This is a genomic window from Pseudomonas fluorescens HK44 (assembly GCF_000217955.3).
Taxonomy (GTDB): Bacteria; Pseudomonadota; Gammaproteobacteria; order Pseudomonadales; family Pseudomonadaceae; genus Aquipseudomonas; species Aquipseudomonas fluorescens_AQ.
On record NZ_AFOY02000023.1, the window covers coordinates 43,524 to 59,163 of the forward strand.

The 15,640-nt window shown below is 61.1% G+C and carries 17 protein-coding genes; 12 read left to right on the top strand and 5 right to left on the bottom strand.

Features of this window, described 5'->3' with window-relative positions:
- The first annotated feature begins 98 nt into the window (after positions 1-98).
- From mpl to HK44_RS26025, 3 genes are read left to right on the top strand one after another with little or no spacing between them, the layout of a single operon-like run.
- Positions 99-1,448: a UDP-N-acetylmuramate:L-alanyl-gamma-D-glutamyl-meso-diaminopimelate ligase gene (mpl, locus tag HK44_RS26015; protein WP_019693824.1), complete on the top strand. Its 1,350-nt coding sequence runs from the start codon at positions 99-101 to the stop codon at positions 1,446-1,448.
- Entirely contained in the window at positions 1,445-2,077 is a 633-nt protein-coding gene (ubiX, locus tag HK44_RS26020; RefSeq protein WP_019693823.1) for a flavin prenyltransferase UbiX, read from the top strand. Before mpl ends, ubiX begins: the two co-directional genes overlap by 4 nt.
- Positions 2,070-2,354 carry a YceK/YidQ family lipoprotein gene (locus HK44_RS26025; RefSeq protein ID WP_019693822.1) on the top strand — a complete coding sequence of 95 codons (285 nt, stop codon included), beginning with the start codon at positions 2,070-2,072 and terminating at the stop codon, positions 2,352-2,354. Before ubiX ends, HK44_RS26025 begins: the two co-directional genes overlap by 8 nt.
- A 170-nt stretch (positions 2,355-2,524) precedes the next feature.
- On the opposite strand, the gene HK44_RS26030 is transcribed toward HK44_RS26025, so the two are convergent.
- The 3 genes from HK44_RS26030 to HK44_RS26040 all read right to left on the bottom strand — a co-directional run bounded on the left by HK44_RS26030 (position 2,525) and on the right by HK44_RS26040 (position 5,472).
- Complete coding sequence (locus HK44_RS26030; protein WP_019693821.1) at positions 2,525-3,166, bottom strand: oxidoreductase; 642 nt, start codon at positions 3,164-3,166, stop codon at positions 2,525-2,527.
- Positions 3,167-3,194: 28 nt separating this feature from the next.
- The gene (locus HK44_RS26035) at positions 3,195-4,913 is read right to left on the bottom strand and encodes a C13 family peptidase (protein WP_019693820.1); all 1,719 of its coding nucleotides are present in this window, start codon (positions 4,911-4,913) and stop codon (positions 3,195-3,197) included.
- A 103-nt stretch (positions 4,914-5,016) separates the two neighbouring features.
- The gene (locus HK44_RS26040) at positions 5,017-5,472 is read right to left on the bottom strand and encodes a MaoC family dehydratase (protein WP_019693819.1); all 456 of its coding nucleotides are present in this window, start codon (positions 5,470-5,472) and stop codon (positions 5,017-5,019) included.
- Positions 5,473-5,666: 194 nt separating this feature from the next.
- Between HK44_RS26040 and HK44_RS26045 the strand changes: the two genes are divergently transcribed.
- From HK44_RS26045 to HK44_RS26055, 3 genes are read left to right on the top strand one after another with little or no spacing between them, the layout of a single operon-like run.
- Positions 5,667-6,032 carry a CidA/LrgA family protein gene (locus tag HK44_RS26045; protein ID WP_019693818.1) on the top strand — a complete coding sequence of 122 codons (366 nt, stop codon included), beginning with the start codon at positions 5,667-5,669 and terminating at the stop codon, positions 6,030-6,032.
- Positions 6,029-6,745 (top strand): LrgB family protein, encoded by a 717-nt coding sequence (locus tag HK44_RS26050; protein ID WP_019693817.1) that lies wholly within the window; start codon positions 6,029-6,031, stop codon positions 6,743-6,745. Before HK44_RS26045 ends, HK44_RS26050 begins: the two co-directional genes overlap by 4 nt.
- A 10-nt stretch (positions 6,746-6,755) precedes the next feature.
- The gene (locus tag HK44_RS26055) at positions 6,756-7,346 is read left to right on the top strand and encodes an LON peptidase substrate-binding domain-containing protein (protein WP_019693816.1); all 591 of its coding nucleotides are present in this window, start codon (positions 6,756-6,758) and stop codon (positions 7,344-7,346) included.
- A gap of 6 nt (positions 7,347-7,352) precedes the next feature.
- Here HK44_RS26055 and HK44_RS26060 read toward each other — a convergent pair whose 3' ends face one another.
- Positions 7,353-8,669 carry a bifunctional DedA family/phosphatase PAP2 family protein gene (locus HK44_RS26060; protein ID WP_019693815.1) on the bottom strand — a complete coding sequence of 439 codons (1,317 nt, stop codon included), beginning with the start codon at positions 8,667-8,669 and terminating at the stop codon, positions 7,353-7,355.
- Positions 8,670-8,733: 64 nt separating this feature from the next.
- On the bottom strand, positions 8,734-9,420 hold the full coding sequence (locus HK44_RS26065) for a DNA-3-methyladenine glycosylase (protein WP_031319711.1): 687 nt from the start codon (positions 9,418-9,420) through the stop codon (positions 8,734-8,736).
- Positions 9,421-9,582: 162 nt separating this feature from the next.
- Here HK44_RS26065 and HK44_RS26070 point away from each other — a divergent pair, with 162 nt between their 5' ends.
- The 6 genes from HK44_RS26070 to rodA all read left to right on the top strand — a co-directional run bounded on the left by HK44_RS26070 (position 9,583) and on the right by rodA (position 15,632).
- Positions 9,583-10,854 carry a glutamate-5-semialdehyde dehydrogenase gene (locus HK44_RS26070; protein ID WP_019693813.1) on the top strand — a complete coding sequence of 424 codons (1,272 nt, stop codon included), beginning with the start codon at positions 9,583-9,585 and terminating at the stop codon, positions 10,852-10,854.
- On the top strand, positions 10,823-11,545 hold the full coding sequence (gene nadD / locus HK44_RS26075) for a nicotinate-nucleotide adenylyltransferase (RefSeq protein WP_242031602.1): 723 nt from the start codon (positions 10,823-10,825) through the stop codon (positions 11,543-11,545). Before HK44_RS26070 ends, nadD begins: the two co-directional genes overlap by 32 nt.
- 72 nt (positions 11,546-11,617) lie before the next feature.
- Positions 11,618-12,112, top strand: coding sequence for a ribosome silencing factor (gene rsfS, locus HK44_RS26080; protein WP_019693811.1), 495 nt, complete (start codon positions 11,618-11,620; stop codon positions 12,110-12,112).
- Between the two features lie 9 nt (positions 12,113-12,121).
- Positions 12,122-12,589, top strand: coding sequence for a 23S rRNA (pseudouridine(1915)-N(3))-methyltransferase RlmH (rlmH, locus tag HK44_RS26085; protein WP_003185785.1), 468 nt, complete (start codon positions 12,122-12,124; stop codon positions 12,587-12,589).
- Between the two features lie 12 nt (positions 12,590-12,601).
- Positions 12,602-14,497 (top strand): penicillin-binding protein 2, encoded by a 1,896-nt coding sequence (gene mrdA, locus HK44_RS26090; RefSeq protein WP_019693810.1) that lies wholly within the window; start codon positions 12,602-12,604, stop codon positions 14,495-14,497.
- A gap of 31 nt (positions 14,498-14,528) precedes the next feature.
- Positions 14,529-15,632 carry a rod shape-determining protein RodA gene (rodA, locus tag HK44_RS26095; protein ID WP_024265179.1) on the top strand — a complete coding sequence of 368 codons (1,104 nt, stop codon included), beginning with the start codon at positions 14,529-14,531 and terminating at the stop codon, positions 15,630-15,632.
- Positions 15,633-15,640: the final 8 nt, after the last annotated feature.

Consider the following 15,640-nt stretch of genomic DNA (forward strand, 5'->3'; position numbering starts at 1 on the left):
AGCAAGCTCCCTCGCCACAGTGGTCGTGGTCATCTCACTAAAGAGTGCGATTTTCCCCTCCCTACGCTAACCTGCCTCGATGTTTTACGAGGTTGACTATGCACATTCATATTCTGGGTATTTGCGGCACTTTCATGGGTTCGATGGCGGTCCTGGCCAAAGAGCTGGGCCATCATGTGACCGGCTCCGATGCCAACGTCTACCCGCCGATGAGCACTCAGTTGCAGGCGCAGGGCATTGAGCTGACGCAAGGCTACGATCCTGCCCAACTCGATCCGGCCCCGGATCTGGTGGTGATCGGCAATGCGATGTCGCGCGGCAACCCGGCGGTTGAATACGTATTGAACAAAGGCCTGCCGTACGTCTCCGGTCCGCAATGGCTGGCCGACCACGTGCTGCAAGGTCGCTGGGTGCTGGCGGTTGCTGGCACTCACGGTAAAACCACTACCAGCAGCATGCTCGCCTGGGTGCTGGAGCACGCGGGCATGAGCCCGGGCTTTTTGATTGGCGGCGTGCCGCAGAACTTCTCGGTATCGGCGCGTCTGGGTGACACGCCGTTCTTCGTGATCGAAGCCGATGAATACGACAGCGCCTTCTTCGACAAGCGTTCGAAATTCGTTCACTACCGTCCGCGTACCGCGATCCTCAATAACCTTGAGTACGATCACGCCGACATCTTCCCCGATCTGCCGGCCATCGAACGCCAGTTCCACCACCTGGTGCGGACCATTCCGAGCGAAGGCCTGGTGATCCATCCGACCACCGAACCTGCGTTGCAGCGCGTGATCGAAATGGGTTGCTGGACCCCGGTGCAAACCACCGGTACGGGCGGGCAGTGGCAGGTCAAGTTGCTTAGCGAAGACGGTTCGAAGTTTGAAGTGATGTTCGAAGGCGTCGCCCAAGGCGTGGTCGAGTGGGACATGACCGGCCAGCACAACGTTGCCAACGCCTTGGCCACTCTGGCGGCCGCGCGGCATGTGGGCGTGGTTCCGAGTATGGGCATCGCCGCATTGAGCGCGTTCAAGAGCGTCAAGCGCCGCATGGAAAAAGTCGCTGACGTTCACGGCGTCACCATCTACGACGACTTCGCTCACCATCCGACCGCCATTGCGACCACCCTTGACGGTCTGCGCAAACGCATCGGCGACGCACCGTTGATTGCGATCATCGAGCCGCGCTCCAACTCGATGAAGCTCGGCGCGCACCGTGACGGTTTGCCGGAAAGCGTGGTCGATGCCGATCAGGTGATCTGGTACGCACCCGCCAACCTCGGCTGGGACTTGCCCGCCGTTGCTGCGCTGTGCACCGTGCCGTCGATGGTCTGCGACTCGCTGGATGGCATCATCGAGCAGGTGAAGGGCCAGGCTAAACCGGGCACTCACGTGGTGATCATGAGCAACGGCGGCTTCGGCGGCCTGCATGGCAAGTTGGCCGAGGCGCTTAAATGAGTAATGGTCCGGATCGCATCACACTGGCCATGACCGGCGCTTCCGGCGCCCAGTACGGTTTGCGTCTGCTCGATTGTCTGGTGCGCGAAGACCGCGAGGTGCACTTCCTGATCTCCAAGGCGGCGCAACTGGTGATGGCGACCGAGACCGACGTTACGCTGCCGCCGAAACCGCAGATGATGCAGGCCTTCCTCACCGAATACACCGGCGCGGCTGCCGGGCAGATTCGGGTGTATGGCAAGGAAGACTGGATGTCGCCGGTGGCCTCGGGCTCCGGTTCACCGGCTGCGATGGTGGTGGTGCCGTGTTCGACCGGGACCTTGTCGGCGATTGCCACAGGCGCCTGCAACAACCTGATCGAGCGCGCCGCCGACGTGACCTTGAAAGAGCGTCGGCAATTGATTCTGGTGCCACGCGAGGCGCCATATTCAAGCATTCATCTGGAAAACATGCTCAAGCTGTCGAACATGGGCGTGACCATTCTGCCGGCCTCGCCGGGTTTCTATCACCAGCCGCAGACCATCGATGATCTGGTGGACTTTGTCGTGGCGCGGATTCTCAATTTGTTGAACATCCCGCAAGACATGCTGCCGCGTTGGGGCGAACACCACTTGAGCAGCGATGAATAAGCTATTGATTCTTCTGCTTGCCCTGCAATTGGGCGGCTGTGCCACCGCACGCACATTGGACGCGGCCAAGCCAGGCGCGCCAGTGGTGTACTCGGGGATGCGCCTTGATCTGTACGCGCTGGACGGCGGTTGCTGCGCCAAGGATCATTTTGGCGCCGAAGCACCGAGCTACCCAGGCATCGACCTGCCGGCCAGCGCACTGCTCGACACGCTGCTGTTGCCGCTGTCGGTGTTGACGGTGTTAGGGGTAGGGTTTCAGGCGACTGGCGGGTTGTAAGGGCTGACGCAATCTTTGTGGCGAGGGAGCTTGCTCCCGCTGGGGCGCGAAGCACCCCCAAAACTTGCCGTCGTGACTCTTCAGGCAAATCGAATTGACCGGATTACGACTGCTGCGCAGCCGAGCGGGAGCAAGCTCCCTCGCCACAGGGAACCGCGTAGCTTCGAAGGTTACTTGCCGAGTTTGCGTAATTCGTCGGACTCGACAATCCGCAAGCCATCCTGTTCTTCCAGCGCCAGGCGCCACATGGCTCGGGCCAGTTGGCAGGCTTCGATACCGTGGTATTTGCCGGGAATCAGTTTGGACAGCGGGCCTGCCAGTTGTTCGGCGAGTCGCGGTTCAATCCGATCACCCAGTAGCAGGGAAGGCCGGCAGATGGTCAGTTGCGGCCAGTTCTGTGCGCGCAATGCGTATTCCATCTCGCCCTTGACCCGGTTGTAGAAAACCGAGGATCTGCGATCGGCCCCCAGGGCGCTGATCACGATCAAGTGCCGTGCGCCCATTTCTCGTGCACGTTTGGCGAACGCCACCACCAAGTCCAGATCGACTGCGCGAAAGGCTTGTTCGGAGCCGGCCTGTTTGATCGTCGTGCCCAGGCAGCAGTAGGCAATGTCGACGCGGCCACTGAGTTGGGGGAGAAGCACCGCCGGATCGCCAACCGGGTTTTCCAGATGAGGATGTTCGGCCAGTGGTCGGCGTGACGGTGCCAGTACGCGGCTGATGGTCGGCTCGTTGAGCAGCCGATCGAGTAAGTGTTCACCGATCAGGCCGGTGGCTCCAGCGAGCAATACATGCTGAGGCGTCAAGTACATAATGTTTCCCCCTTGATACTGATTCAGCTTAGTTGCTCTTTGCTTCCTTGCTGGTCAAAGCAGCACTTTGCAGTGCCTTGCGTGCTTGTTGCTTGCGCAGTAATTGCCAATGTGCCAATACCCCTTTTGGCGCCCAGATCTGTGGTTCGGAGGCCTCGAAACTGTCTGCTAGTTCACGCTCGGCGACCGTGGCCTTGGCCAGTTTGAATGCCTGCTCCAGATCGTCGGTCTGGTTCAGCGCCTGAACGAACAACGCGTCGCCGAAGTAAGTGAAGTCTGCCTCTTCCGAGCAACCGAACGACACTCGGTCGGCGCGCGAGGCGGTCATGATCAGTGTGCGTTCGTCTTTGAGTGCCGGGATGAAACCGCCGGAGTAGCAGGCTGAAATCACGATGATCTTGTCGCGGTTTTTCAGCGGTGCGAGGACGGCGGCCAATTCGTCAGCCGGCAAGTCGGCCAGCTCCATGCGCGGTTGGTCGAGCACCAGTTCGTGTTCGTGGGTGCCGTGGCTGGTCAGGTAGACGAACACCAGATCTTCCGGCCCGCTGCGTTCGGCCAGGGTCAGGGCAGCGCGGCGCAGGTTCTCGCGCGTGGCCATCGGCCGGTCGCCAAGGTGGTCGCGATGGTTGACCAGACGGATCTGGCCATAGGCGCCGAAGCGGCTGGCGAGCATGTTGCTGACGTAATCGGACTCGCGCAGAAACACGCTCTGCTTGCCGTCGCCGCCCACGGTCAGGGTGTACAGCTCGATCGCCGGGGTCGAGGCGGGCACATTGGCCAGGGCGTCTTCGAGCAGGCGCCCTTGCGCCAGTAACCCCAGCTCGAGGGTGTCCGGCAGCAACTTGCCATTGGCATCGCGTACGCGCTGGCCATTGATCCAGTCGCCGCTTTGCACGGTGCCATCCGTCAGCACCAGCGTGCCGTGCCCTTGATAGCTGTCGTTATCGAATTCGCCGATGTAGAAGCTGCCGTCCGCCAGGTTCAAGCGGCCTTGACCGGTGAAACGCCAATCACTGAATTGGCCGATGTAGTGGCTGTTGTCGGCGCCGATCAGTTCGCCTTTTCCGTTCAGCGCACCTTCCTTGAACTGGCCGACCCACACGTCGCCGTCGGCGTTCTCGTAGCGGCCTCTGCCGTTCAACTGATTCTGTTTGAAACCACCGACGTAGCTGTCGCCTTCGGCGCTGCTGAAGGTGCCGTTGCCTTCCAGCTGACCGTCGACAAAAGTACCGGTGAACTGGTTGCCGCTGGCATCGCCACGCTGGCCTTCACCGTTGGGTTTGCCGTTGGCGAACTGGCCCTGATACTGGCTGCCGTCTTCAAGTTCGAGGCGGCCGAGGCCGGAATACTGATCGGCCTTGAACTCGCCACGGTAGGTCATGCCGTCTTCTTTGAGGGTGCCTTCACCGTCGCGCCGCCCGAGTTTGAAGCCGCCGGTGTAGCTGCTGCCGTTGGTGGTCAGCGTGCCCTGGCCATGAAACAGTCCCTGTTGGAATTCCCCGCGGTAAACCTCGCCGTTGCTGCCGTGCCATTCGCCCTGACCGTGCCACTGGCCCTTGTCAAACTGACCGGCGTACCAGCTGCCGTTCGGGTAGTCGATCCGGCCCTGGCCTTGCAGCAACCCATTGACCAGGTCACCCCGATAGCGGCCGCCATCGGGCAGGCGTGCGTCGGGCGGCAACAGCGATTCGCCGTCACCACACGCGGTGAGCAACAGGGTCAGGGCAAGGGGTGCAAGTGAGCGCATAGCGGGATCCGGGCAATTAGGCGAGGGAGTATGCCGCAGCTATGTGTCTGATATATAGAGACGCGGTGCGAAACAGTAGGAACTGCTTCGCATCCGGCGGGTGTTAAACGAACGCCAGCGACAACGGTTCAGCGATGTACGCCGGTTTTTCCTGGCCTTCGATTTCCAGCGTGGCGGTGGCCTTGAGCAGCCATTGGCCGGGTTTCTTTTCGGTGACGTCGCTCAGTTCGACCTTGAGCCGGACTCTGGAGTCGACTTTCACCGGTTGAATGAAACGCACGCTGTCCAGACCGTAATTGACGACCATCTTCAAGCCTTGCGGCAGGACCAGGATGTCTTCCATCAGTTTCGGGATCAGCGACAGCGACAGGAAACCGTGGGCGATCGTGCTGCCAAACGGGGTTTGTGCGGCTTTTACCGGGTCAACGTGGATGAACTGATAATCGCCTGTAGCTTCAGCGAACAGGTTGATGCGGTCCTGATCGATCGTGAGCCATTCGGAACGTCCGAGTTCCTTGCCGACATAATCTTTGAGCTCTGCAACGGGAACATAGGGCATTGAGACTCTCCTTGGGTTCATCGGTTTTTTGATTTTTTCAGGTGGGGGGTTGGCCCCGGAACAACCACTTTAGATCATCATGGCGATTAGAGCCGGTCAAGTCTCCATGCCTTTGGCGAATACCCATGCATAGCGAGTGCCATGCTTATAATGTCCGGCCCGCTTGTGGGGACGAGTTTTGCTGGAGATGACGGATGTTGCTACGCGGCCTGACCTGGCTGGTGCTGTTTCAATTGCTCGGCACGGCCCTCAACCATTTGTTTTTGCCGGTACTGCCAGGGCCGATTATCGGCCTGTTGCTGCTGCTGGGGTTCCTGGTCATTCGTGGCGAAGTGGCTGAGCCCCTGAGCCTGGCCGCTGGCAGCCTGCTGCGTTATTTGCCATTGCTGCTGGTGCCGCCCGCGGTGGGCGTGATGGTATACGCCGCCGATATTGCGGCGGACTTCTGGGCCATCGTTGGCGCACTGGTGTTGTCGCTGCTGCTGTCCATGGCGTTCGCCGGAGTCTTGATGCAACGGCTGATCAAGCGCCACGCCGTGCGCTCGGAGGGGTCGCAATGATCTTCGACTGGCAGGGTGCGCTGGCGGCAGTGATTCATCACCCGTTGTTCGGTATTGGCGTTACGTTGGGCGCCTATCAACTGGTGTTGGCAGCGTTCGAGAAAACCCGCTGGATCTTCCTGCAGCCCGTGCTGGTATCGATGCTGCTGGTGATCGGCGTGTTGCTCGCGTGCGGGCTGACGTATACCGAATACCGCAAAAGTACCGAGATCCTCAGCATTCTACTGGGGCCGGCGACCGTTGCGCTGGCGGTGCCGCTCTACCTGAACCTGCGGCGGATTCGACAGCTGTTCTGGCCGATATTTACTACGCTGGTGATAGGTGGTGTGGTTGCCACCGGCATGGGCGTGCTGCTGGGTTGGTGGTTTGGCGCCGAGCACATGATCCTGATGACCATGGCGCCCAAATCGGTCACCTCGCCGATTGCCATGCTGGTGGCCGAACAGATTGGCGGAGTGGCGGCGCTGGCGGCGGTGTTCGTGTTGATCACCGGGGTGATTGGCGCCATTTTCGGCCCGAGCCTGTTGAACCGGCTCGGTGTGCACAGCCCTGAAGCCCGCGGCATGGCGCTGGGTATGACCGCCCACGCGGTCGGGACTGCGGTGGCGATGCAGGAAAGTGAAGAGTGCGGCGCCTTCGCGGCGCTGGCGATGAGTCTGATGGGCGTGGCCACGGCGGTGTTCCTGCCGTTGGCGGTGTCGATGGTGGTGTAAGGAAATGTCTATGAGCTTGCCGCTTTTTCCGCTGAACACGGTGCTGTTTCCTGGCTGTATCCTCGACTTGCAGATTTTTGAAGCGCGCTATCTGGACATGATCAGCCGCTGCATGAAACAGGGAGGCGGCTTCGGCGTGGTGTGCATTCTTGACGGCGAAGAAGTCGGCATTGCCCCTGAAGGCTATGCGCTGGTGGGGTGCGAAGCGCTGATTACCGATTTCAAGCAGCAGGATAATGGTCTGCTGGGCATCCGGGTGCAGGGCGGGCGGCGTTTCCACGTGCTGCACACCGAGATTCAACGCGATCAGTTGACCGTCGCCGACGTCGAGTGGCTGGAGGACGAACCGGAACAACCGCTACAGGACGAAGACGCCGATCTGGTCGCACTGCTCAAGGCCTTGGCCGAACACCCGATGGTCGAAGCGTTGAACATGGGCAGCGACGCGACCGGGCAACAGTCACTGGCCAATCAATTGGCGTACCTGTTGCCGTTTTCTGAAGTGGACAAGATCGAACTGCTGCAACTCGACGACCCGCAGCAGCGACTGGATGCAATTCAGGCGCTGCTGGACGAGTTGCAGGGGGAATTGTTTGCCTGACACTCGTCAGTAAGCATACCGCTGTAATGTATGAGGCAAGTGCCACAGCGCGAAGAACCCGAACAATGCCAGCATTACCGGCAATACCTGCCACCAGACCTTGGCCGGCATAGGGCTCAAGGGGGGCTGGCGCTGGGTCACGGCCAGGCTGGCAGCGCACACGCAAGCCGCGAGCATCGCGCCGGCGGTTATATCGGTTGGCCAGTGTGCGCCGAGATAAACCCGCGACAGGGCGATGGCGGCTGCCGGCAAGCAACCGAGCAGCAACCAGGTGAGGCGCATGCGCTGCGGTTGACCTCGGCCGGCCAGTACCGCGAGGGTCAGGAACAACGCAAACGAGCCCGACGCATGACCGCTGGGCATGCTGTAGCTGGTCAGCGGATCGGTCAGTACTTCCGGGCGCATCCGGGCGAACAGGTTCTTGGTTCCGGTGTTCAGCACCGCGGTGATCAGCAGCGTGCTGCCGGCGAAGATCATCTGCCGCCATTGGCGTGTGATCAGTAACAGAATCGTCAGCGCGGCGCTGATCACCAACATGTTTTTGAATTCGCCGATCAGGGTGAACATCACCGCGACTTCATCCAGCGCCGGGCTACGGTGTTTTTGAATCAGCGTCATCAAGCCTTGATCGAAGGCGCTCAGGTGCGGATAGCCTATGAACAGTCCGCCGAGTATCAGCAGGCTCAGGCCGGCGATCAGTGCGGTGGCCTGGCGATGACCGCGCAAGCTGCTGTTGATGCTCAGGCCCACCCATACCGCGATGCTACCAACGACCAACCCGGCTTGAGGCCAGAAACCTTCCGGCAGCGGCAGGCGAATTGCCGCGCCCGTGGCCCAGCCCGGCAGCAGATAGGCCACCGACCAGCCGGCGCCCGCGAGCAAGCTGACCGCAAAGAAGCGTGGGAACGGCATGTCGAACATCCCGGCAACCATTGGCAGCATCGGGCGCAAAGGGCCGATAAAGCGCCCGACCAATAAGCTCGCGATGCCATAGCGCTGGAAATAGTTCTCGGCACCGTTGATCCATGCCGGATGGTGACGCAGCCCTGGCAAGCGCCGAATGTTCTGGTGGAAGTGTCTGCCCAGGAAGTACGACAGCAGATCGCCGAACAGGCCGCCAAGAAAGCCCAGCAGCAGCGTTTCGCCCAGCGACAGCGCGCCGCTGCCGGCCAGCACCGTGATGGCAAACAGCAACACGATGCCGGGCACGATTAACCCGACAATTGCCAGGCACTCAATGCAGGCCACTATAAATACCGCCACCGCCAGCCATTGCGGATTTGCCGTCAACCAGACGGTCAGGCTATCGAGCCATGGGCCCATACATACAACTCCATCAAATCGTCAAATGAACTGTGGGTGTTTTTGCTGCTTGCCGCAGCAGTGCTCACGGAAGCAGGAAATAGTCGCGGTTTTCGACCTGGCCGCGTCGTAGGGGGTTCCGGGTACAGTAGGGCGCGTAAGCACTGTCGACGAAGCGGTACATCAGGTGTTCGTCGCGTCCATGGGGAATGCCCAGGCGTGTGGTCTGGATGACATGCGGGGGAGGTGCACCGACGTCTTCGACAAACAGTATTTCATGATCGAAGCGCTTGGCATCCCAGATCGGTACCTTCAGGCCCAGCGCCTTGCACAGCAAGGTCTGGCCGGCGCAGAGCTTTTGCGAGGGGCGCGGTCGACCCTTGGCGTCGGGGTTGTTGAGCAGCATCTGGGCCAGGCTTGCCGGGCCGGAGAATTCATCGACCCACGGGTAAGCCGACTTGATCAGCACTGCATTGCCCGGCCCGTGGGCGCTGAAGTTCAGCGAATCACCGCCGCGGGCGTAGTACATATAGATGTGGCCGCCATCCAGAAACAAAGCCTTACGCTTTTCGGTGTAGCCGAGCGAGGCATGGCTGCCCTTTTCTTCGCAGTAATAGGCTTCGGTCTCGATAATCCGCGCCGAAAGCCACAGGTCACCGACCCGATGGCGGATCACTTTACCCAGCAATTCACAGGCAAGCAGCTGAGCATCACGGTTGAAAAAGCTGTTGGGCAGGGCTTTTGGCAACTTCGCTGTGGTCAGAATAGGCATGGCGGCCGAAGAGATCAGGAAAATATGGCGGAATGATAACAACTGCGGACTTAATCGAGGCTGAACACTGCCCATTTCGACCATCCGCCCGTCACTGCTGTTAGTAGGAGCGCGCGACAGCTATAATCTGCCGCTTTCCTCTTTGCCAAGACCACAGAGACCATGACTGAGTCCGTTCTTGACTACATGACCCGTTTGGGTCGCGCTGCCCGCGACGCTTCCCGCGTGATTGGCCGTGCCAGTACCGGGCAGAAAAACCGCGCCCTGCTGGCTGCTGCCAACGCTCTGGATAACGCTCGCGCCGAGTTGACCGCCGCCAATGAGCTGGATCTGGCCGCAGGCCAGGCCAATGGGCTTGAGCCAGCCATGCTCGAGCGTCTGGCCCTGACCCCCGCACGCATCGACGGGATGATTGTCGGTTTGCGTCAGGTGGCGGCGCTGCCCGACCCGGTCGGCTCGATCCGCGACATGAGTTACCGGCCGTCGGGTATTCAGGTCGGCAAGATGCGCGTGCCCCTGGGCGTGGTCGGGATCATCTATGAGTCGCGGCCAAACGTGACCATCGATGCCGCGAGCCTGTGCCTGAAGTCGGGTAACGCAACCATCCTGCGCGGTGGTTCCGAGGCCATTCATTCCAACCGTGCGATTGCCGCCTGCATTCAGCGCGGCCTGGCTGAAGCCGGTTTGCCGGCGGCCGTGGTGCAAGTGGTCGAAACCACCGACCGTGCTGCCGTTGGTGCGTTGATCACCATGCCCGAGTACGTCGACGTGATCGTACCGCGCGGCGGCAAGGGCTTGATCGAACGGGTCAGCCGCGACGCTCGCGTGCCGGTGATCAAGCACCTGGACGGCATTTGCCACGTGTATGTCAGTGCCCACGCCGAGCTGCCGAAGGCCCAACGCATTGCATTCAACGCCAAGACTTACCGTTACGGCATCTGCGGCGCCATGGAAACCCTGTTGGTCGATCAAGCGGTCGCCAAGGCATTTCTGCCGGCGATGGCTGAACAGTTCCGCGAAAAGGGCGTCGAACTGCGCGGTTGCGAACGCACCCGGGCGATCATCGACGTCGTGGCCGCGACTGAAGAAGACTGGAGCACCGAATACCTGGCGCCGATCCTGTCGATCCTGGTGGTCGACGGCCTGGACCAGGCCATCGAGCACATCAACCATTACGGCTCGCACCATACCGACTCGATCGTCAGCGAACACCAGGGTGAAACCCGGCGTTTCGTGGCTGAAGTCGATTCGGCCTCGGTGATGATCAACACCCCGACGTGCTTTGCCGATGGCTTCGAATACGGATTGGGTGCCGAGATTGGCATTTCTACTGATAAGCTGCACGCCCGCGGCCCGGTGGGCCTGGAAGGTCTGACCTGCGAGAAGTACATCGTGGTCGGTGATGGCCAGTTGCGCGGCCAGGAGCCGGTCTGACTTGGGCGATCTCGGCCAGAGCGCCGCTGTGACCGCCAGCGAAACCGGCCCACGGCGTATTGGCGTCCTGGGCGGGACCTTCGATCCGGTGCACATCGGCCATTTGCGCAGTGCGCTGGAAGTGGCTGAAGCGCTGGCCCTCGATGAGTTGCGCCTGACGCCCAGCGCCAGGCCGCCCCATCGGGATACGCCGCAGGTTTCGGCGCAGGACCGTCTGGCGATGGTCGAGCGCGCGGTAGCCGGTATGACGCCGTTGGTGGTGGATGACCGCGAGCTCAAGCGCGACAAGCCGTCCTACACCATCGACACCCTGGAACTGATGCGCGCTGAACTCGCCGCTGATGACCAGTTGTTTCTACTTTTGGGCTGGGACGCATTTTGCGGCCTGCCCACTTGGCACCGCTGGGAAGAGTTGCTCCAGCATTGCCACATCCTGGTGCTGCAACGCCCGGATGCCGACAGCGAACCGCCGGATGCCTTGCGCAACCTGCTGGCAGCGCGCTCGGTGAGCGACCCGCTGGCCCTCAAAGGGTCGAGCGGACAGATTGCATTCGTCTGGCAGACGCCGCTCGCGGTATCCGCCACCCAGATCCGTCAACTGCTGGCCAGCGGTAAGTCGGTACGTTTCCTGGTGCCCGACGCGGTCCTGGCCTATATCGATGCGCACGGACTTTACCGTGCGTCGAACTGAAAAAGGCGCGCTTCAAGGCACGTGAACGCGTGTATCGAAGCGCCCGAACATACGAGCAAAAACGAGTTTTATATGACTGACAAAGACGTAAGCAAAGTAAAGCGCAAGGGCACGTTCAAGAGCGCCCCGCTGCCAGTAGAGGCTCACACCGGCGTGGTACTTGCCGGCGAAGAGCTGGTCAAGGTTGCCGTGGCGGCCCTGGAAGACGTCAAGGCCCAGGACATTCAGGTAATTGACGTTCGTGAAAAGCAGAGCATCACTGACTTCATGATCATCGCAACCGGTACTTCCAACCGTCAGATCGGCGCGATGCTGGATAAGGTTCGCGAGGCGGTCAAGGCCCAGGGCGTCAAGCCGCTGGGTGAAGAAGGCAAGGGCGACAGCGACTGGGTGCTGCTGGATATGGACGACGTCATCGTGCACATGATGACCGCCTCGGCTCGCCAGTTCTATGACCTGGAGCGCCTGTGGGCCGGTGCCGAGCAAAGCCGTTCGGCCAGCGCCGCGCATCACAGCCCGGAAAACCCTCATGAGCACTTCACCAAGCTCAACAAAGACCAGCAATAAGGGTTCGCTGTGCGATTGCGTCTGATCGCCGTCGGTTCACGCATGCCCAAGTGGGTGGAAGAAGGCTGGCATGAATATGCCAAGCGTCTTCCTTCCGAGCTGGCGCTGGAACTGGTGGAAATACCGCTCAACACCCGTGGCAAGAACGCTGACGTGGCGCGCTTCATTCGCCAGGAAGGCGAAGCCATGCTGGCCAAGGTCGGCCCGAACGAGCGCATCGTCACCCTCGAAGTTCACGGCAAGCCCTGGAGCACCGAGCAACTGGCGGTCGAGCTGGATCGCTGGCGGCTGGACTCGCGTACGGTGAACTTCATGGTCGGCGGTCCCGAAGGGCTGGCGCCGGAAGTCTGCGCGCGGGCTGATCAGCGCTGGTCGCTGTCGCCACTGACCCTGCCGCACCCGCTGGTGCGGATTCTGATCGGTGAACAGTTGTATCGCGCCTGGACCGTGCTGTCCGGGCACCCTTACCACAAGTAGTTCAGCGCCCCCATGTCCCAGCCGATCCGCATCAAGGACCACGAGAAAGACGCCCGTCTGGTGCGCGGCCGGGTCGTGTTCGGGGCAATTGCGGTGGTCACGCTGATCGGCGTGCTGATCGCGCGGCTGTATTTCCTGCAAGTGATTCAGTACGAGTACCACTCGACGCTGTCGGAAAACAACCGCGTCCACGTTCAGCCGATACCGCCGACTCGCGGGCTGATCTATGACCGTAATGGCGTGGTGGTGGCTGATAACCGGCCCAGCTTCAGTCTGAGCATGACCCGCGAGCGTTCGGGTGACTGGAAGCAAGTGCTCGATGTGATCGTTGAAGTGCTGCAACTGACGCCTGAAGACCGGGCGGTCTTCGAAAAACGCATGAAGCAGGGGCGCCGGCCGTTTGAGCCGGTGCCGATCCTGTTCGAGCTGACGGAAGAGCAAATCGCCCGGATCGCGGTGAATCAGTTCCGCCTGCCGGGCGTCGAAGTGGTGGCGCAACTGGTGCGTCATTATCCGCAGGGCGCGCACTTTGCGCACTCGGTCGGTTACATGGGGCGGATCAACGAAAAAGAGCTCAAGTCTCTGGACCCGGTGAGTTACAGCGGCACCCATCAAATTGGCAAAACCGGCATCGAGCGCTTCTACGAGCCGGAATTGCATGGTCAGGTCGGTTATGAAGAAGTCGAGACCAACGCCCGTGGCCGCGTGTTGCGGGTGCTCAAGCGTACCGATCCGATCCCCGGCAAGGACATCGTCCTGAGCCTGGACATCAAACTGCAGGAAGCTGCGGAAGCCGCATTGGGCGGACGCCGTGGTGCGGTGGTGGCGCTGGACCCGAACACTGGCGAAGTGCTGGCAATGGTCAGTCAGCCGAGTTTTGACCCGAATCTGTTCGTGACCGGCATCAGCTTCAAGTCCTACGCCGAGTTGCGTGACTCGATCGACCGGCCACTGTTCAACCGTGTGCTGCGCGGCCTGTACCCTCCGGGTTCGACCATCAAGCCGGCCGTGGCGATTGCCGGGCTGGACTCTGGCGTCGTGACAGCCTCGACCCGGGTTTTCGATCCGGGTTACTACATGCTGCCCAACTACGATCACAAATACCGTAACTGGAACCGCACCGGTGACGGCTATGTGGATCTGGACACGGCGATCATGCGTTCCAACGACACCTACTTCTACGACCTGGCGCACAAGCTGGGGATCGATCGGTTGTCGGCGTACATGGGCAAGTTCGGTATCGGCCAGAAGGTCTCGCTGGACATGTTCGAAGAGTCGCCGGGGCTGATGCCGTCCCGCGAATGGAAACGCGCGACCCGACGCCAGGCGTGGTTCCCGGGGGAAACGCTGATTCTGGGGATCGGCCAGGGCTACATGCAGTCCACCCCGTTGCAGTTGGCCCAGGCCACGGCGCTGGTCGCCAACAAGGGCAAGTGGAACCGTCCGCACCTGGCGAAAACCATCGAAGGCCAGAAGCCGCAGGACCCGAACCCGATGCCGGACATCGTTTTGCGTGATCCGTCGGACTGGACCAAGGTCAACCATGGCATGCAGCAAGTGATGCACGGTGCTCGCGGCACTGCGCGTAAAGCGGCGATCGGCTCGCAATACCGGATCGCCGGCAAGTCGGGTACCGCCCAGGTGGTCGCGATCAAGCAGGGCGAGAAGTACGACCGCTCCAAGGTTCAGGAACGCCACCGCGACCACGCCTTGTTCGTCGGCTTTGCGCCGGCCGACAACCCGAAAATCACCGTGGCGGTGATGGTCGAGAACGGTGAGTCCGGCTCCGGTGTCGCGGCGCCAGTGGTGCGGCAAGTCATGGATGCCTGGCTCCTGGGCCCGGATGGCCGACTCAAGCCCGAGTACGACAGCCCTATCAGCGCGGAGGCTACGGCCCGTGAAGAGTAATTTTGATCGCATCCTCTCCAGTGAGGATGTGATGCGTCGCCGCGCGACGCTGTTGCAACGCCTGCACATCGACGGCCCCTTGCTGATCCTGCTGCTGATTCTCGCGGCCGGCAGCCTGTTCGTGCTGTATTCGGCCAGTGGCAAGAGCTGGGACCTGCTGGCCAAACAAGCGACGTCGTTTGGCATCGGCCTGGTGTCGATGATCGTCATCGCCCAGTTCGAACCGCGCTTCATGGCACGTTGGGTCCCACTGGGCTATGTGCTCGGGGTGATCTTGCTGGTGGTGGTGGACGTGATGGGCCATAACGCCATGGGCGCGACGCGCTGGATCAACATTCCCGGGGTGATTCGCTTCCAGCCCTCGGAATTCATGAAGATCCTGATGCCGGCGACGATTGCCTGGTACTTGTCCAAGCGCACGTTGCCGCCGCAGCTCAAGCATGTCGGGGTCAGCCTGTTCCTGATCGGGTTGCCGTTCATCTTGATCGTGCGCCAGCCGGACCTTGGCACGTCGCTGCTGATCCTCGCGGGCGGTGCTTTCGTGCTGTTCATGGGCGGCCTGCGCTGGCGCTGGATCCTCAGCGTGGTTGCGGCGACCGTGCCAGTGGCTGTCGGCATGTGGTTCTTCATCATGCACGACTACCAGAAGCAGCGAATCCTGACCTTCCTCGACCCGGAGAGCGATCCGCTCGGCACTGGCTGGAACATCATTCAGTCCAAGGCTGCCATCGGTTCCGGCGGCGTGTTTGGCAAAGGCTGGCTGCTGGGCACTCAGTCGCACCTGGACTTTCTGCCGGAAAGCCACACCGACTTCATCATCGCGGTGATGGGCGAAGAGTTCGGCCTGGTGGGCATTTGCGCCTTGCTGCTGATTTACCTGCTGTTGATTGGTCGTGGGCTGGTGATTACCGCCCAGGCGCAGACACTGTTCGGCAAATTGCTGGCCGGCAGCCTGACCATGACGTTTTTTGTTTATGTTTTCGTCAACATCGGTATGGTCAGTGGCCTGTTGCCGGTGGTGGGGGTGCCGTTGCCGTTCATTAGCTACGGCGGAACTTCGCTGGTGACGTTGCTGTCAGCGTTTGGGGTTTTGATGTCGATCCATACCCATCGTAAGTGGATCGCACAGGTTTGAATAAGGTG

Excerpts from the sequence above, each read along its gene's own strand:
- mpl (WP_019693824.1), top strand. The coding sequence starts at position 99 with ATGCACATTCATATTCTGGGTATTTGCGGCACTTTCATGGGTTCGATG.
- ubiX (WP_019693823.1), top strand. The coding sequence starts at position 1,445 with ATGAGTAATGGTCCGGATCGCATCACACTGGCCATGACCGGCGCTTCC.
- HK44_RS26025 (WP_019693822.1), top strand. The coding sequence starts at position 2,070 with ATGAATAAGCTATTGATTCTTCTGCTTGCCCTGCAATTGGGCGGCTGT.
- HK44_RS26030 (WP_019693821.1), bottom strand. The coding sequence starts at position 3,166 with ATGTACTTGACGCCTCAGCATGTATTGCTCGCTGGAGCCACCGGCCTG.
- HK44_RS26035 (WP_019693820.1), bottom strand. The coding sequence starts at position 4,913 with ATGCGCTCACTTGCACCCCTTGCCCTGACCCTGTTGCTCACCGCGTGT.
- HK44_RS26040 (WP_019693819.1), bottom strand. The coding sequence starts at position 5,472 with ATGCCCTATGTTCCCGTTGCAGAGCTCAAAGATTATGTCGGCAAGGAA.
- HK44_RS26045 (WP_019693818.1), top strand. The coding sequence starts at position 5,667 with ATGTTGCTACGCGGCCTGACCTGGCTGGTGCTGTTTCAATTGCTCGGC.
- HK44_RS26050 (WP_019693817.1), top strand. The coding sequence starts at position 6,029 with ATGATCTTCGACTGGCAGGGTGCGCTGGCGGCAGTGATTCATCACCCG.
- HK44_RS26055 (WP_019693816.1), top strand. The coding sequence starts at position 6,756 with ATGAGCTTGCCGCTTTTTCCGCTGAACACGGTGCTGTTTCCTGGCTGT.
- HK44_RS26060 (WP_019693815.1), bottom strand. The coding sequence starts at position 8,669 with ATGGGCCCATGGCTCGATAGCCTGACCGTCTGGTTGACGGCAAATCCG.
- HK44_RS26065 (WP_031319711.1), bottom strand. The coding sequence starts at position 9,420 with ATGCCTATTCTGACCACAGCGAAGTTGCCAAAAGCCCTGCCCAACAGC.
- HK44_RS26070 (WP_019693813.1), top strand. The coding sequence starts at position 9,583 with ATGACTGAGTCCGTTCTTGACTACATGACCCGTTTGGGTCGCGCTGCC.
- nadD (WP_242031602.1), top strand. The coding sequence starts at position 10,823 with ATGGCCAGTTGCGCGGCCAGGAGCCGGTCTGACTTGGGCGATCTCGGC.
- rsfS (WP_019693811.1), top strand. The coding sequence starts at position 11,618 with ATGACTGACAAAGACGTAAGCAAAGTAAAGCGCAAGGGCACGTTCAAG.
- mrdA (WP_019693810.1), top strand. The coding sequence starts at position 12,602 with ATGTCCCAGCCGATCCGCATCAAGGACCACGAGAAAGACGCCCGTCTG.
- rodA (WP_024265179.1), top strand. The coding sequence starts at position 14,529 with ATGCGTCGCCGCGCGACGCTGTTGCAACGCCTGCACATCGACGGCCCC.